Source organism: Saccharothrix sp. NRRL B-16314 (genome assembly GCF_000716595.1).
Taxonomy (GTDB): domain Bacteria; phylum Actinomycetota; class Actinomycetes; order Mycobacteriales; family Pseudonocardiaceae; genus Actinosynnema.
This window is the reverse complement of the sequence record NZ_JNXC01000020.1, coordinates 25,593-41,113: the sequence shown is the minus strand read 5'-3', so window position 1 is coordinate 41,113 and position 15,521 is coordinate 25,593. Positions and strand designations below refer to the sequence as shown.

The window sequence follows — 15,521 nt, the reverse complement described above, 5'->3', positions numbered from 1 at the left end:
GAAACCAAGCAAACCGAAGCCGCGCAGACCGAGACCAGGCAGCCGGAAGCCGCGCCTAGCGAGGCGTGAGGTCGGTCCGCCAGGTCACGCCCACCACGTCCTCGGCCTTCGGCACGGGCAGGAACACGGCGAACGTCGCCGGTCGGGCGGTGGACAGCTCCAGCCGCCCGCCGTCGGCGTCCACCAGCGCCCGCGCCAACGCCAACCCGACGCCGGTGGACCCGCCGCCGGACACACCGCGCTCGAAGATGTGGTGCGCCAACTCGTCCGGCACGCCCGCGCCCCCGTCCGCGACCTCCACGACGATCGTCCCCTCGTCACGCCGCGCGGAGACGACGACCTGACCTTCACCGTGCCGCAAGGCGTTGTCCAGCAGCACGCCGATCGCCTCACGCAGCCGTGCGGGCGTGGCCCGCGCCAGCAGACCCTCCGGCACGCGCACCCGCAGCACGCGCCCGACGCTCTTCAGCGGATCACGCCACTCCTCGGCGATGGCCGACAGCTCGGCGCCCAGGTCGAGCGGTTCCGCGCCCACCGCACGGGCCGCACGGGCGGCGGCCAGCATCTCGTTCAGCACCTCCGCCAGCCGTTCGGCCTGCTCCAACGCGGCCCGCGCCTCCACGGCCATGTCCGGCTCGGGGTGCAGCGACAACGCCTCCAACCGCAGCTGCAACGCCGTCAACCTGCTGCGGAGCTGGTGCGAGACGTCACCGACCAGCTCCCGTTCCCGCTGCACGAGCTGCGCCAGCGCGCCCGCCGACTTGTCCAGCGCGTCCGCGACGAGGTCCAGTTCCGGCACGCCGTGCCGCCGGTCGTCGTGCCGGAAGTCACCCGCGCCCAGCCGCGCCGCGCGCGAAGCGACGTGCCGCAACGGCATGGCGAGCTTGCGGGCCGTCACCGTCGCTACCACCGTGCCGGTGCTCACGGACAGCACGACCAGCAGCACCACCAGCGCCGCGACCTGGTACTGCGCGGTGTGCATGGGCGCGGACGACAGCTCCAGCCGGACCGTGCCCTGCTGCGCGATCGGCACCTCGACCGACAACGGGTTCGGACCGGGTGTCCTGCCGAACTCCCGCACCCCGTCGGCCGACGTCACCACGAGGTGGCCGCCCTCGGGCACGCCGACCTCCACCGGCTTGAGGTCGATCGCCCGCCCGCTCGCGATCTGGTCGTCGATGGACGCGGCGATCCGCTGCGCCCGCGCGGCGAGGTCGGTGCGCGCGCCGTCGTCCACCAACCGCAGGGCCGTGTACCCCAGCGGGATGCCCAGGGCGAACCCGGTGACCGCGACGGCCAGCAGGATCGCCCGCAGGATCCGGGTGCGCATCAGTCGGCGGTGTTGAAGCGGAAGCCGACTCCGCGCACGGTCGCGATGCGGCGCTCCACCGAGCGCACGTCACCGAGCTTCCGGCGCAGCCAGGACATGTGCATGTCGAGGGTCTTGCTGCTCTTCAGCTCCGGGTCGTTCCAGACCTCGGACAGGATCTCGTCCCGGTGCACGACCTGGCCCGCGCGCTGGATCAGCACGCGCAGCAGTTCGAACTCCTTGTTGGCCAACTGCACCTCCAGCCCGTCCACGGTGACGCGGCGCGCGGCGAGGTCCATGCGCACGCCGTTGACCTCCAGCGTGCCGGGTGAGCGGCGGCGCAGCAGGGCGCGGATGCGGGCCATCAGCTCGGCCAGTCGGAACGGCTTGGCCACGTAGTCGTCCGCGCCGGCGTCGAGCCCGACGACGAAGTCGACCTCGTCCGACCGCGCGGTGAGCATCAGCACGGGGATGCCCCGACCGTTCGCGCGCAACCGCCGGCACACCTCCAACCCGTCCATCCCGGGCAGGCCGAGGTCGAGCACCAGCAGGTCGATGCCGCTGTGCTCGGCCGCTTCCAACGCGCCCGGACCGTCGCCGACGACCTGGACCTGGTACCCCTCCCGCTGCAACGCGCGGGACAGCGGTTCCGCGATCGCCGGGTCGTCCTCGGCCAACAAGACCACGCTCACGCCGCTCAGCGTAGGCGTGGCACCATCCTCCGCGTGTCCGCCCTCAGCGCAGATTTGTCCCTGGCCCTCCGCTTGGCGGACGAGGCCGACAAGATCACCACGGCGCGGTTCCGCGCCCGGGATCTCGTGGTGGAGCGCAAGCCCGACCGCACGCCCGTGACGGACGCCGACGTGGCCGTCGAGGACGCGATCCGCGCCGTGCTCGCGGTCGAGGCGCCGGACGACCAGGTGGCGGGCGAGGAGCGCGGCGGCACGGCGGGCGCCGGGCGGGCGTGGGTGGTCGACCCGATCGACGGCACGAAGAACTTCCTGCGCGGCGTGCCGGTGTGGGCGACGTTGATCGCGCTCGTCGTGGACGGCGTGCCGGTGGTCGGCGTGGTCAGCGCGCCCGCGCTGGGCCGCCGCTGGTGGGCTTCGACGGGCGGCGGCGCGCACATGTCGGACGCGACGGGCGAACGGGCGATCACCGTGTCCGGCGTGCGCGACCTGGCCGACGCCTACCTCTCCACCACGCACCTCGGCACGTGGGTCGAGTACCACTCCCGCGAGGCCTACCTGGCGCTGGTCGACGCGTGCTGGGAGAACCGGGCGTTCGGCGACTTCTGGCAGCACTGCCTGGTCGCGGAGGGCGCGATCGACCTGGCCGCCGAGCCGATCGTGAACGCGTGGGACGTGGCGCCGTTCCAGGTGCTGGTGACGGAGGCCGGCGGCCGGTTCAGCGACCTGGGCGGGGTGGAGCGGTTCGACGGCGGCAACGTGCTGTCGAGCAACGGGCACCTGCACGACTCGGCGTTGCAGGTGCTCACCCGCTGAGCCTCCGCGTCAGGACCGGCCGAGGGGTTCCTCGTCCTCCGGCCTGTCGTACTCCCTGGTCACCCGGCGCGGCCGGAAGTCCGCCTCGGGGAAGACCCACTTCTTGTAGCCCCACCAGCGGAACGCCATGGCGATCAGGGTGCCGATGATCTGCGCGCTGACGAAGTCGGCCAGCTCCTCGCCGAGCCTGCTCACGTTCGGCTCCTGGAGGTCGAGCAGGTAGCGCGACACCCACAGCGGCAGCGAGTTGAGCGCGATCCCGACGCCGTTGACGAGGAAGAACAGCGCCGCCTCGTGCGACCGTTCCCGCCCGCCCCTGGTCTTGAACGACCACTCGCGGTTCAGCACGTACGACACGATCGTGGCGACCAGGGTCGCGACGATCTTCGCGGTCACCGGGTTCTCGGTCAGCACGATCGACTTCAAGGTGAAGAAGATGACCGTGTCGATCACGAAGCAGGTGCCGCCGACGACGGCGAACTTCAGCAGCTCTCTGTGCTTGAGGGCCAGCGAGCGCAGCGGTTCGGGCAGCCGGCGGACGACGTTCTCGACGAAGGACACCCGAGCAGGATACGGAAAAGAGGTGAATCGCCTGTTCAGGCCACGTCGCGCTGCTCCGCGACGACGGGAAGCGGTGTCACCGACGGCCGTGCGTCGGCCTCCGGGAACACGAACTTCCGCATCGCCCAGAACTTGAAGACGGTGGCCAGCACCATGCCGATCACCGAGCCGCTGGCGAAGTCCGCGATCTCCGAGTGCAGGTCGAAGACGTGCCGGGAGGCGTACAGCGGCAGCAGGTTCACCCCGATGCCGATGCCGCTGACCAGGAAGAACAGCCCGGCCTCGTGGTGCCGCTCACGCCCGCCCCTGGTGTGGAAGGACCACTCGCGGCTCAGCACGTACGACGATATGACCGCCACCAGCACGGCGATGGCCTTGGCCGTCACGACCTTGTCCTGCAGGACGGTCAGCTTCAGCGCGTACCAGATGCCGTTGTCGATCAGGAATGTCGTGCCGCCGACGACGGCGAACCGGATCAGCTCACGGTGCTTGTTGATCAGGAACCGGACGGGTTCCGGTAGGAGTCCCAGGACTCTGCGCGCGAGTGGCAGCACCGGGGCAGGCTACCGAGCCCTGTGCTCGAACGATCACGAAGGGGTACGACAACGATCAGGGCGTGAGGCCTCCGGCGCGGGCGGGTTCCCCGGCCGACACGGTTCTCCCTGGCCCGGATGGGTGGGGGTGGTCGGCGCAGGCGTGGTCGGCGCGGTCGTGGTCGGATCCGGCGTCGGTGTCGGCGTCCCGGTCGACGGAGGCACGGTCGTGGTCGGGTCCGTGGTCGGCGGCTGGGTGGTCGTCGGGTCCGTCGTGGTCGGGTCGGTGGTGGTCGGCGCGGTCGTGGTCGTGGTCGTCGTCGGAGCCGGCGTCGTGGTGCTCGTCCCCGGCGTCCCCGGCGCCTCCGTCGGCCGTTCGACCGGCGGCTCGGGCACCTGGCCGTCACCCTCGTCCGGGCGCATCGAGAGGGGCACGTCGACGCTCTTCGACGCGTTGCCGAGGGTCGCGCTGACCCGCACCACCGCGTTCCGGTGCGGGGAGCCGAGGGCCCACACCGCGAGCCGGAACGTCTTGTCGCGGTCCAACGGCACCTCGCACACCACCCTTCGCCGCGCCGGCTCGTCGCAGCCGAACGCGACCAGCGTGACGTGGTCGTCCGATGACACGACCAGCCGCAGCGTGCCCGCCCGGCCGCCCGTGTTGGTGGCCCGGATGTCCAGGCGCGTGTCCCAGAACCCGTGCTGCCACTTGTCGACCAGCAGTTCCAGGTCGTCGTGCACCGGCCGCACCTCGACCGCGACCTCGATCGACACGCTGACCGACGTGCCGGCGGTGAGCGTGCCGGTGATCCGGCCGTTCGCCGCGTCCGGATCGGCCTGGAGGCGGAACACGAACGTCGCCGTCCCGCCGGGTGCGATGCCCTGGGTCGTGCTGCACGTCACCGAGCCGGTGCCCGCGGGGCAGGTCACGTCCTGGGTGGCGGCGCCGTCGAACCGGACCAGCCGACCGCCCGCGAACGACGCGGCGCTGCCGACGGACCGGACGCCGGGCGGCAGGTTCAGCGCGGCGCTGACCGGCTCCGACGCGGTCTCACCCGAGTTGAGCACGGTGATCGGCAGGTCGACCGGCGCGTCACCGGGGACCAGGGTGAACCCGGCGGGCACGGTCGGCACCAGGTTCGGCGGCGTGGGCTGCGGCTCAGGTGCGGGCTGCGGCTGAGGTGCGGGCTCAGGTGCGGGCTGGGGTGCGGGTTGCGGAGCCGGCTGGGGTGCGGGTGGGGGCGCCGGTTCGGGAACGGGCACGGGTGCCGGCGAGGGCTGCTCGGCCGGCTGCACCGGAGCGGGCTGCACGGGAGCGGGCGGGACGGGAGCAGGGGGCACGGGCGCCTGGGTCGGCACCTCCTGCTGGACCGTCGGCTGCTGCACGGGCTGCGCCGTGGGCACCTCCTGGTCGCCCCCGGAGGCCAGACCGATCGCCACCGCGACGACCAGGGCGGCGGTCGACACGGCGGCGGTGAGGAACTGGCGCGGTGCGGACGCGACGGCACCGGCGGCAGCTCCGCCCGTGCCCGCCGCGGTGGCGACCACGACGGCCTTCGCGGTGCCCGCGCCGACGGCGGCCAGGTAGCCGGACGTGCCGATGCCGAGCACCAGCGGTGCGATGATCCCGCGCAGCGCGCCGTTGACGTCCGCCAGCTCGACGGCCAGCGCGCGGCAGTTCGCGCACTCGTCCAGGTGCGCCTCGACCTGCGTGGTCTCCCGCTTGGACAGCCCGCCCCGGGTCCACGCGCCGAGCCGGTCGACGGTGGCGCGGCAGCGGTCGGCCTGCGTCTCGGCCAGGTGCACCTGGAGGTAGGCCTGCTTCAGCCCTTCACGGGCGCGGTACGCGAGGGCGGACACGCCGTTGGCGGTCAGGCCCAGCAGCGGCGCGACTTCGGCGGGGGACTGGCCCTCGATCTCGGTGTGCCAGAGGACGGTCTGCCAGCGCTCGGGGAGCAGGGCGAACGCCCTCGCGGCCATCGACCGCTCCAGGCCGGCCACGGCGGTGTCCTTGAACGGCACGCTCGTCGCTTCCGGCGCGATCTCGGCCACGTCGTCGGCGAGTTCGAGTTTCTTGTCACGTCGCGTCTTGTCGTACGCGGTGTGGCGCAGCGCGGTGAGGAGGTAGGCGCGGAAGGCCGAATCCGGCCCGCGGCCGGCGCGCAGCGCGTCGAGCACCTTGGCGAAGGCGTCGGAAACGAGGTCGTCGGCCTCCGCTGACGACCTGGCGAGCTGGCGGGCCAGGTTGTGGGCAGCGGAGACGTGGCGTTCGTACAGCTTCCCGTAGGCATCGATCTCCCCGCCGCGCACGGACTCGATCAGCTCCGCGTCGCTCGGCCCCTGGACATCGGCAGGAACGGTCGCCAAAGTGTTTCTTCCCTCCTCGCGCGGCGCCAGTGTGACGCACCGGCTCGCGGAACGTCACCTGAATCCCCCTCAACGGGGAGGATGAATGCCGTCATGGATGAACTCCCCGGACGTCCCGTTACCGGAACCGACGTCGAGGGAGGCATCCGGGTGGGTGTTCGGGAAGCAGTCGCACGGCGTTCCGACGCTGACGGGTCGCGAGCACTGCGGTCGAGGTGGCGCAACGCCTCACTGGCCGCGGGCTGGGCGTTCCCGGGGGACTGGCCGGTGGACGAAGTGGACGAAGTCTGCCGTGCGGTGCTGCGCCAGGGCGATCCGGGCCCTGAGCTGTACCGGCTGGGCGGCGCCCGAGCCGAGGCGGGCACGGGCCTGGCCGAGGCGTTGCTGGACCTGGCGGCGTTGCACGCGGTGATGGAGGAGCCGGCCGGGTCGACCGGGATCGTGTCGGCGAGCATCGACGCCATTCCGGCCCGGATGCTCCGGTGCACCGCGCTGGGCTGGGGCGATGCGATGACGAGGCAGGTCGGCAACTGCACGGCGGACAACCCGCTGACCGGCCTGGCCACGCCCGCCTACCTGCGCACGCGGTTGCGCGAGGTGTACGCGGAGTCACGCGCGGTGGGCCGCCAGGAGCACGTGCTGGTGCTCGTGGAACTCGACCTGACCCGGACGTCCGGGTGGTCGCGCGTGGTGGCGATGACCTTGTTGGCGGACGCCTTGAAGGAGGTGTTCGACGCGGGCGAGACGGTGGCGTCGATCGGGCCGTCGGTGGCGTGCGTGCTGCTGCGGCGGGACAGACACCTGGCGCGGGCCGTGTCCAACCTGCGGATCCTCACGGCCGACCGGCTGGCGGTCGACCCGCACGTCGCGCCGTCCGGTCCGGTCCGGCTCTGGGTCGAGGAACTGCCGGAGACCCGCCAGGAAGCGCTGAAGTTGATCGCCGAACTCGGCCACTGACCCCTCCCGGACGTCGAACCCCTGTCCGACGTCCGCTGCCGACTCCCCTCCCCGGAAGAGCCCGGTGCCTGCCTCCCCAGCGCACCGGGCTCTTCTTCGCGTTCGCGTTGACAGCGGGTCCGCCGCGGTGGTTACCTTCGTGTCACTGTCTTAGTTGAGTAGAACAATTTGGAGGCGCCGGGTGGAGTTCCGCATCGACCGGTCCAGTGGCCTCCCCGCCTACCTGCAACTGGTGCGCCAGGTGCGCGAAGCGCTGCGCATGGGCTGGCTGAGCCCCGGAGACCGGCTGCCGACCGTCCGCGACGTCGTCGCGAGGAGTGGTGTGAACGCGAACACGGTGCTCAAGGCCTACCGCGAGCTCGAACTGTCCGGCCTGGTCGAGGCACGTCAGGGTTCCGGCACGTTCGTCAAGTCCGGGCTCGGCTCGACCGACCCGGAGGTGATGGCGGCGCTGAGGACGCGGCTGGCCGAGTGGGTCCGTGAAGCGCGTGAGGCCGGTTTGGACATCGAGGACATCGACGCACTCGTGCGGTCCGTCCTCACGGAGGGGGAAGGGGTGGCGGTCGGATGACGACCGTTGTCGAGCCTGTCGGCGACACCGCGATCGCGGTGCGCGCGCGGGCGTTGGGCAAGCGGTACCGCAGCAAGTGGGCGCTGCGGGAGTGCACGTTCGACCTGCCGGAGGGCAGGGTCGCGGCACTGGTCGGCGCGAACGGCGCCGGCAAGACGACGTTGATGACCGTCCTCTCGGGCCTCCTCGACGCCGATGAGGGGTCGGCGGGCGCGGTGGGCCGGGTGGCGTTCGTGTCCCAGGAGAAGCCGGTCTACCGGCACTTCTCGGCGGCCGAGATGCTGCGCCTCGGCGCCCGCCTCAACGTCGTGTGGGACGAGGCGCGGGCACGTCGCTGGCTGGCGCGGTTCGAGATCCCGCTGGACAAGGCGTGCGGCAAGCTGTCCGGCGGCCAGCAGGCCCAGGTGGCGTTCGCGCTGGCCATCGGCTCGCGGCCGGACGTGCTCATGCTGGACGAGCCGCTGGCCAACCTCGACCCGCTGGCCCGCCGCGAGGTGACCGCCGAGCTGCTGAGCGAGGTCGCCGAGACCGGGATGACCGTGCTGCTGTCCACGCACGTGGTCGCCGAGCTGGCCGGCGTGGCGGACTACCTGCTGCTCCTCGCGCACGGTCGGCTGCTGGCGGGCGGTGACCTGGACGAACTGCTCGCGCGGCACGTCGGCTACACCGGCCCGCGCTCGGACGCGCCACCCGTCCCGGGCACCGTCGTGGCGGCGCGGCACGACGACAACCAGTCGTCGTTCCTGGTCGAGCTGCCCGCGGGGCAGCCGCGGCCGGTGGTCGCGGGCCAGTGGACCGAGCGCTCGCTGACGTTGGAGGACTACGTGCTGGCGCAGCTCGAAACCACCAGGAAGGGGGCCGGCGCATGACCGCCACCACGACCGCCGCTCCGGTGGCCACCCGCTCCCACGTCGGCTGGGGCGACCTGCTGTGGCTGACCTGGCGGCAGCACCGCTGGACGATCCTCGGCACGGGCGCGCTGGTCGTCGCCGTCGTCGGGCTCGCCCTGGGGATGGCCTGGCACACCGACGCCACCGGCGACACCCACGAACTGCTCGGCGAGTGGGGCTACATCGGCACGGCCCAGATGCTGACTTTCGCCCCGACGGTGTTCGGCGCGGTCATCGCGGTGTTCTGGGCCGCGCCACTGCTGTCCCGCGAGTACGAGCAGCGCACGCACCTCGTCGTGTGGAGCCAGGACATCACCCCGCTGCGCTGGCTGACCGGCAAGGTGGTGCTGCTCGGCGTGACCGCCGTGGCGTTCGCCGCCGGTCTCGGCCTGGCGCTGGTCAAGCTGTTGAACAGCATCAACGAGGTCAACGTCCAGCCGCCGTTCCCGCCGTTCTCAACCTCGTCGTTCGAGGCGGCGCCGCAGGTGCAGGCGGGCTACGCGGCGTTCGGCTTGGCGCTGGGTCTGGCGTTCAGCGCGGTCACCCGGCGCACGGTTCCGGCGATGGGGCTCACGCTCGGCGTCTTCTTCGTCACCCGGAGCTTCGTGGCCGGGGGGTGGCGGCCGTACTTCCTGGAACCGCTGCGCAAGGTCGAGCCGTACGGGGTCTTCTCGATGTCCGTCGGCACCGGGGACGACCAGTCGTGGAGGGTGAAGGGCTACCTCGCCGACGCGGCCGGCAACCAGATCCGCAACTTCGACGTGTGCACCGACGTCAACTCGCACGTGGAGTACACGAAGTGCATGAACGACAGCGGCATCCACTACGTCAGCTATCACCACCCGATCGAGCGGCTCGTGCCGTTCCAGTGGTTCGAGACCGGTGTCTTCGCCGTGCTCGCCGCCGGCCTCTTCGCGCTGGCCTTCGTGTGGGTGCGCCGGGCCCGTCGGGTCTGACCAGGACCGGGCCTGCCGCCTTCGCACCGCGGCGGCCCTGCTGAGGGGCCCGCGCACCTCGGGGGGTGCGCGGGTCTTCCCCTGCTGCCGGAGCACGGTGTTTGTGCAGGTAGAATCACGAAACCGTGGACTCCCGAACTCGTCTCCCCGTCGTCGGCATGATCGGCGGCGGCCAGCTCGCCCGCATGACGCACCAGGCCGCCATCCCGCTCGGCCAGTCGCTGCGGGTGCTCGCCGAGTCGGACTCCGACCCCGCCGCGCTCGTCGCGCGTGACGTGGAACTGGGCAAGCACACCGACCTCGACGCGTTGCGCGCGTTCGCCAAGTCGTGCGACGTCATCACGTTCGACCACGAGCACGTGCCGCAGGAGCACCTGCACGCGCTGGTCGCCGACGGCGTGAAGGTGTTCCCCGGTCCGGACGCCCTGGTGCACGCGCAGGACAAGCTGGTCATGCGGGCACGGCTGGCGGAGCTGGGCGCGCCGGTGCCGCCGTTCTCCGCCGTGCTGGAAACGGCGGACGTGCTTCGGTTCGGGGCGCGACACGGCTGGCCGTGCGTGTTGAAGGCGGTGCGCGGTGGCTACGACGGGCGTGGGGTGTGGATGCTCAACACGCCGCAGAGCGCGCAGCGGGTCGTGCCCGAGCTGCTGGCCGCCGGCACGCCGTTGATGGTCGAGCAGTGCGTGCCGATGCGCCGCGAGCTGTCCGCGCTGGTCGCGCGCTCGCCGTTCGGCCAGGGCGCGGCGTGGCCGCTGGTGGAGACCGTGCAGTCGGACGGGATCTGCGTCGAGGTGCTGGCCCCGGCGCCGGACGCGCCCGTCGAAGAGGCTCAGGAACTGGCGTTGAAGATCGCCGGCGCGCTCGGCGTGGTCGGGCTGCTCGCGGTCGAGCTGTTCGACACCGCGCACGGGCTGGTCGTCAACGAGCTCGCGATGCGCCCGCACAACTCCGGCCACTGGACCATCGAAGGCGCCCGGACCTCGCAGTTCGAGCAGCACCTGAGGGCCGTGCTGGACTACCCGCTCGGTGCGACGGACCTCGCCGCGCCCGCCGTCGTGATGGCGAACGTCCTGGGTGCGGCGGACGTGCCCGAGATGGGGCCGGACGAGCGGCTGCACCACCTGTTCGCCCGGTTCCCCGACGCGCACGTGCACCTGTACGGCAAGGCGGAGCGGCCGGGGCGCAAGATCGGTCACGTGACGCTGCTCGGTGAGCGGATGGACGACGTGCGGCAGCGGGCTCGGCTCGCCGCGCACTGGCTGTCCGACGGTGTGTGGCTGGACGGCTACGAGATCCACGGAGGGCAGCAGTGACGCAGGTCGGCGTGATCATGGGCAGTGACTCGGACTGGCCGGTGATGAAGGCCGCGGCCGAGGCGCTGGCGGAGTTCGACGTGACCTACGAGGTCGGCGTGTACTCGGCCCACCGGACGCCGCAGCGGATGCTGGACTACGCCGCTTCGGCCTCGTCACGGGGGTTGCAGGTGATCATCGCCGGGGCCGGTGGTGCGGCGCACCTGCCGGGCATGGTGGCGTCGGCGACGGTGCTGCCGGTGATCGGCGTGCCGGTGCCGCTGAAGTACCTGGACGGGATGGACTCGCTGCTGTCGATCGTGCAGATGCCGGCCGGTGTGCCGGTGGCCGCGGTGTCGGTCGGCGGCGCGCGCAACGCGGGGCTGCTCGCGGTGCGGGTGCTGGCGGCGTCGGACCCCGACCTGCAGAAGCGGATGGCGGCGTTCCAGGCGTCCCTGTCGGACCTCGTGCTGGAGAAGGACGCGGCGCTGCGGGATCTGGCGCTGCGGGCTGTTGCGGACGGCACTGCGGACAAGTGAGTGAACGCGCGCTAACATCCTGGCAGGACGCCTACCGGGAGGTAACTTAACGTGGACCCGAGCTTCGGTACCTACCAGCTCGCCGAGGAGCACGAGGCGCTGCGCGAGGCGGTCCGCTCGCTTGCGGACAAGGAGATCGCACCGCACGCGGCGGACGTCGACGAGCAGGAGCGCTTCCCGGTCGAGGCGTTGAACGCGCTGGTCAAGGCCGGTTTCGCGGCCGTGCACGTGCCCGAGGAGTACGACGGCCAGGGCGCCGACTCGGTGGCGACGTGCATCGTGATCGAGGAGGTCGCGCGCGTGTGCGCGTCGTCGTCCCTGATCCCGGCCGTGAACAAGCTGGGCACGATGCCGATCCTGCTGTCGGCGTCGGAGTCGTTGAAGCAGCAGGTGCTGCCGTCCATCGCGGCCGGTGAGGCGATGGCGTCGTACGCGCTGTCCGAGCGCGAGGCCGGGTCGGACACGGCGTCGATGCGCACGCGCGCGAGGCTCGACGGCGACCACTGGGTGCTGAACGGCACGAAGTGCTGGATCACCAACGCGGGCGAGTCCACCTGGTACACGGTCATGGCGGTCAGCGACCCCGATGCGGCGAAGAAGTCGCAGGGCATCTCGGCGTTCGTCGTGCACAAGGACGACCCGGGCTTCGTCGTCGGCTCGAAGGAGCGCAAGCTGGGGATCAAGGGCTCCCCGACCCGCGAGATCCACTTCGAGAACTGCACCATCCCGGCGGACCGCATCATCGGCGAGCCGGGCACGGGCCTGAAGACGGCCCTGAAGACCCTGGACCACACCCGTCCGACGATCGGCGCGCAGGCCGTGGGCATCGCCCAGGGCGCGCTGGAAGCCGCAGTGGCCTACGTCAAGGACCGCAAGCAGTTCGGCAAGGCGATCTCCGAGTTCCAGGGCGTCCAGTTCATGCTGGCGGACATGGCGATGAAGATCGAGGCGGCCCGGCACATGGTGTACGTGGCGGCGGCGAAGGCCGAGCGCGGCGAGCCGAACATCGGCTTCATCACGGCGGCGGCCAAGTGCTTCGCGTCGGACGTGGCCATGGAGGTGACGACGGACGCCGTGCAGCTGTTCGGCGGCGCCGGCTACACCCGTGACTTCCCGGTGGAGCGCATGATGCGCGACGCGAAGATCACGCAGATCTACGAGGGCACCAACCAGATCCAGCGCGTCGTCATGTCCCGCGCCCTGCTCAAGGGCTAGGTTCCCGCACCTCACGGGGCGTGACGCCGGTCGTCGGTGTCACGCCCCGTGTCGTGTCCGGACCCCAGAACTTCGTGTCCCCCAACGGCAGGTACGCGTCCTCCGGCCCGATGGCGCAGCGCCCGATCGACACGTACACGTCACCGAACCTGGTCGGCACCGCGAACGCGTCCGCCTGGTCCAGCTCCTCCTCGCAGTAGCGGTGGAGGAGGTGGAAGAAGGTCCGGCACTCGTCGTCCGTCAGCGGTCCCATGAGGCGAGGCTAGGGCAGTTTCCGGCCCGTGAACGTGCTGAACGGTGTGGCTTGGACCGGTATGGTCCGCGAGGTCATGCTGTCTCCAGGTCGGACGCCTCCACGATGACGGACCTCAGCGAGTTCCGGCGCGTCTGCCACGCCGTCGCCCTGAGCAGTGGCGGCCGGGTGGTCGAGTTCCGCATCGCCGACGGCGTGACGCCGAACTTCCACCAGGCGATCATCGCCTACCGCGATCGCCTGGTCGCCGTGGTCTGCACTCGCCACTCGGGGCTGATGGCCGTGGCGGAAACCCGGGCCGTCGGCTTCGCCGACGTGTCGCCGATGACCTTCGTGGAGGCTCCTCGGCTGATGGCCGTGCTGGCGGACGTGTCCGGGTTCCGGCTGCTCACCCCGGCCGAGCTGAACGGGCGGTTCGTCGCCGAAGACTGGCCCGAAGTCCTGGCGCACGACATCAAGTACTGGCGACCGGCCAACCTCGGGGAAGCGCTCTTCAACCACTTCGACTGAACGAACGCCGAATCGCGGGTCAGTGCTCCGCCGGAGCGGGACGCCGTGGCTTCGCCGGGCGCCTTGCGGTCCTGACGGCGCGGGTGTCCGCGGCCAGGTCCGGCCAGCTCCGCTGGTCCCGGCGGAAGACCGGGGCGACGAACGCTCCGAGGACGATCAGGGCCGGCACGGCGACGTCCACGGCGAACCACCAGCCGGACGGGGCTAGCATCACGTAGGCGACCAGGCCCGTGACACCGAGCAGTTCGCGCAGCGCGATCCGCAGCGGGCCGGCGCGAGTGCCGTCCACCCTGCGCACCTGGTACCGCAGCAGCCACCCACCCGGCGTCCGGCCGTCCGCCACGGACGGCAGCGCGATGCGGATCACCACCGCCAGCACGACCACCCACCAGCGGTTGTCCTGGAAGACCAGGTGGGCGACCACCACCAGCAGCAGCAAGTCCACCACCGCACCCAGGAGCCTGCGGGGCACGGTCACGGTGCCGGGCGGGGCGGTCGAGACGTCCGGGTGGGGCACCGCGGGGATCACCAGCGCGACCGGGGCGATCATCCACCCGAGCAGCGAACCCGTCGTGTTCGAGATCAGGTCGTCCACGTCCGCGATGCGGTACGGGCACGGGTACGCGCCCAGATTCCCCGAGTACTGCACGACCTCGACGGCCAGCGAGACGCCCAGCCCGATCACGGCCACCGCGAGCACCCCGCGGCCGTACGACTTGCGCAGCACCACGCCCAGCGGCACGAACAGCGCGACGTTGAACGCCTGCTGGATGAACGCGGTCGACGTGACCACGGCACCCAACCCGGAACGCCCGTTGGCCGCCATGTTGTGGCGCATGTCGGTCACCCACTGGAACGGCGTGGTGGACAGCATCTGTTCACCGGTGCACGCCAGCGGCGCCGAGGGGAAGGGCAGGAAGATCAGCGCCAACGCCACCAAGCCGTACGCCAGCAGCCCGTACAGCACCACGGCACGACGGGGTTCCACCCGGCCGAACCGGTGGTAGTGCAGGGCGATCACCGGCAGCAGCACCAGCGCGCCCACGCCGACGAACGCCGCGAAGCCCGTCCGAACGGACTCCAGGTACGAGCTGAGCATGTCCACCGATCCGGTTCGCGATCACGGCACGTGGGTCAACCGATCATTAACCGCTGACCGGGGCCGCCAAACCCGATCCGGCGCGTTGCCGCCGAACGGACGTGCTCAGACCACCGAAGCCAGGTACGCCGCGAGCCGGTCGTAGCTGATGTCGGCGCCGTCCTTCATGCCGGTCTCGGTGGCCTTGTCCCGCGCCTCCCGGGACGGGAACTTCATCGTCTGCACGACCGTCGTCCGGTCACCCTCGGCGACGAACTCCGTGGTGTTCACGGTCGACGGCCACTCCGGACCCCACGACTCGGTCTGCACCGTCCGCGAGTGGGGCGTGACCTCCCGGTACTCGCCGGTCATCGCCATCTCGGTGCCGTCGTCCCGCTGCCACACCATGTGCCACCGGCCGCCCGGCCGCAGGTCGATCTCGCACACCGGCATGGTCCAGCCCTCGGGGCCGAGCATCCAGTGCACGACGTGCTCCGGCTTGGTGAACGCGTCGAACACAAGCGCTTGCGGCGCGTCGAACGTCCTGGTGAAGGAGACCTCCACGTCGGACGGCGTGCTCCACAGCGAGGTGTCAGTGGCCATTGTCCTGCTCCTTCATGCGTTCCAGGTAGGCGTCCAGGCGTCGGTAGCTGTCGTCCCAGAACCGCCGGAAGCCGTCGGCCCACAGCGTGACCTCGCGCAACGGCGTCGCATCGAGCATGCAAGGCCGCCACTGCGCGTCACGGCCGCGCGTGATGAGGCCGGCCCGTTCCAGCACCCGCAGGTGCTTGGACACGGCCGGGCCGCTCATCGCGAACGGTTCGGACAGCTCCTTCACGGTGGCCGCGCCTTCCGCCAGCCGGGCGAGGATCGCCCGACGCGTCGGGTCGGCCAGCGCCGCGAAGGTGATGCTCAGGGGGTCGTCCGCCATGCCTACCTAACCAATCGGTTACCTAACTGATTGGTTTTCTACGCCTCCGTCGAG

Annotated in this window: 18 protein-coding genes; 9 read left to right on the top strand and 9 right to left on the bottom strand. The window is 71.3% G+C overall.

All coding sequences use genetic code 11. The features are described from left to right. Nucleotides 1–55: 55 nt before the first annotated feature. Nucleotides 56–1,330, bottom strand: a complete 1,275-nt coding sequence (locus OQ02_RS25030; RefSeq protein ID WP_033441014.1) for an ATP-binding protein — start codon at nt 1,328–1,330, stop codon at nt 56–58. After that, entirely contained in the window at nt 1,330–2,001 is a 672-nt protein-coding gene (locus OQ02_RS25025) for a response regulator transcription factor (RefSeq protein ID WP_033441013.1), read from the bottom strand. Before OQ02_RS25025 ends, OQ02_RS25030 begins: the two co-directional genes overlap by 1 nt. 33 nt (nt 2,002–2,034) lie before the next feature. Between OQ02_RS25025 and hisN the strand changes: the two genes are divergently transcribed. Next, nucleotides 2,035–2,814 carry a histidinol-phosphatase gene (hisN, locus tag OQ02_RS25020; RefSeq protein WP_033441012.1) on the top strand — a complete coding sequence of 260 codons (780 nt, stop codon included), beginning with the start codon at nt 2,035–2,037 and terminating at the stop codon, nt 2,812–2,814. A 9-nt stretch (nt 2,815–2,823) separates the two neighbouring features. Here hisN and OQ02_RS25015 read toward each other — a convergent pair whose 3' ends face one another. From OQ02_RS25015 to OQ02_RS25005, 3 genes are read right to left on the bottom strand one after another with little or no spacing between them, the layout of a single operon-like run. Then, entirely contained in the window at nt 2,824–3,375 is a 552-nt protein-coding gene (locus tag OQ02_RS25015; RefSeq protein ID WP_033441011.1) for a GtrA family protein, read from the bottom strand. Between the two features lie 35 nt (nt 3,376–3,410). After that, on the bottom strand, nt 3,411–3,926 hold the full coding sequence (locus OQ02_RS25010; RefSeq protein WP_033441094.1) for a GtrA family protein: 516 nt from the start codon (nt 3,924–3,926) through the stop codon (nt 3,411–3,413). A 36-nt stretch (nt 3,927–3,962) separates the two neighbouring features. After that, nucleotides 3,963–6,275, bottom strand: coding sequence for a sigma-70 family RNA polymerase sigma factor (locus OQ02_RS25005; protein WP_063747147.1), 2,313 nt, complete (start codon nt 6,273–6,275; stop codon nt 3,963–3,965). 267 nt (nt 6,276–6,542) lie between these two features. On the opposite strand from OQ02_RS25005, the gene OQ02_RS25000 reads away from it, so the two are divergent. The 7 genes from OQ02_RS25000 (at nt 6,543) to OQ02_RS24970 (ending at nt 12,695) form a co-directional block, all read left to right on the top strand. Further along, the gene (locus tag OQ02_RS25000) at nt 6,543–7,232 is read left to right on the top strand and encodes a GGDEF domain-containing protein (RefSeq protein WP_231500220.1); all 690 of its coding nucleotides are present in this window, start codon (nt 6,543–6,545) and stop codon (nt 7,230–7,232) included. Nucleotides 7,233–7,413: 181 nt separating this feature from the next. Beyond that, nucleotides 7,414–7,803 (top strand): GntR family transcriptional regulator, encoded by a 390-nt coding sequence (locus tag OQ02_RS24995; protein WP_033441010.1) that lies wholly within the window; start codon nt 7,414–7,416, stop codon nt 7,801–7,803. After that, nucleotides 7,800–8,672 carry an ATP-binding cassette domain-containing protein gene (locus tag OQ02_RS24990; RefSeq protein WP_051772781.1) on the top strand — a complete coding sequence of 291 codons (873 nt, stop codon included), beginning with the start codon at nt 7,800–7,802 and terminating at the stop codon, nt 8,670–8,672. Before OQ02_RS24995 ends, OQ02_RS24990 begins: the two co-directional genes overlap by 4 nt. Beyond that, a complete protein-coding gene (locus OQ02_RS41300; protein ID WP_051772780.1) occupies nt 8,669–9,649 on the top strand; it encodes an ABC transporter permease in 981 nt (326 codons plus the stop codon). Before OQ02_RS24990 ends, OQ02_RS41300 begins: the two co-directional genes overlap by 4 nt. A gap of 125 nt (nt 9,650–9,774) precedes the next feature. Next, complete coding sequence (locus OQ02_RS24980; protein WP_033441009.1) at nt 9,775–10,962, top strand: 5-(carboxyamino)imidazole ribonucleotide synthase; 1,188 nt, start codon at nt 9,775–9,777, stop codon at nt 10,960–10,962. Then, a complete protein-coding gene (purE, locus tag OQ02_RS24975; protein WP_269321638.1) occupies nt 10,959–11,480 on the top strand; it encodes a 5-(carboxyamino)imidazole ribonucleotide mutase in 522 nt (173 codons plus the stop codon). Before OQ02_RS24980 ends, purE begins: the two co-directional genes overlap by 4 nt. A gap of 51 nt (nt 11,481–11,531) precedes the next feature. Next, nucleotides 11,532–12,695, top strand: a complete 1,164-nt coding sequence (locus OQ02_RS24970) for an acyl-CoA dehydrogenase (protein ID WP_033441008.1) — start codon at nt 11,532–11,534, stop codon at nt 12,693–12,695. On the opposite strand, the gene OQ02_RS24965 is transcribed toward OQ02_RS24970, so the two are convergent. Then, entirely contained in the window at nt 12,685–12,948 is a 264-nt protein-coding gene (locus tag OQ02_RS24965) for a hypothetical protein (protein ID WP_033441007.1), read from the bottom strand. The genes OQ02_RS24970 and OQ02_RS24965 overlap by 11 nt on opposite strands. A gap of 105 nt (nt 12,949–13,053) precedes the next feature. Here OQ02_RS24965 and OQ02_RS24960 point away from each other — a divergent pair, with 105 nt between their 5' ends. Next, the gene (locus tag OQ02_RS24960) at nt 13,054–13,458 is read left to right on the top strand and encodes a hypothetical protein (RefSeq protein ID WP_033441006.1); all 405 of its coding nucleotides are present in this window, start codon (nt 13,054–13,056) and stop codon (nt 13,456–13,458) included. Between the two features lie 19 nt (nt 13,459–13,477). Here OQ02_RS24960 and OQ02_RS41295 read toward each other — a convergent pair whose 3' ends face one another. The 3 genes from OQ02_RS41295 to OQ02_RS24945 form a co-directional block, all read right to left on the bottom strand. Further along, a complete protein-coding gene (locus OQ02_RS41295; RefSeq protein ID WP_051772779.1) occupies nt 13,478–14,557 on the bottom strand; it encodes a VanZ family protein in 1,080 nt (359 codons plus the stop codon). Between the two features lie 105 nt (nt 14,558–14,662). After that, nucleotides 14,663–15,139 carry an SRPBCC family protein gene (locus tag OQ02_RS24950; RefSeq protein WP_033441005.1) on the bottom strand — a complete coding sequence of 159 codons (477 nt, stop codon included), beginning with the start codon at nt 15,137–15,139 and terminating at the stop codon, nt 14,663–14,665. Further along, nucleotides 15,129–15,467 carry an ArsR/SmtB family transcription factor gene (locus OQ02_RS24945; protein ID WP_033441004.1) on the bottom strand — a complete coding sequence of 113 codons (339 nt, stop codon included), beginning with the start codon at nt 15,465–15,467 and terminating at the stop codon, nt 15,129–15,131. The genes OQ02_RS24950 and OQ02_RS24945 overlap by 11 nt, the downstream gene beginning before the upstream one ends. Nucleotides 15,468–15,521 lie beyond the last annotated feature (54 nt).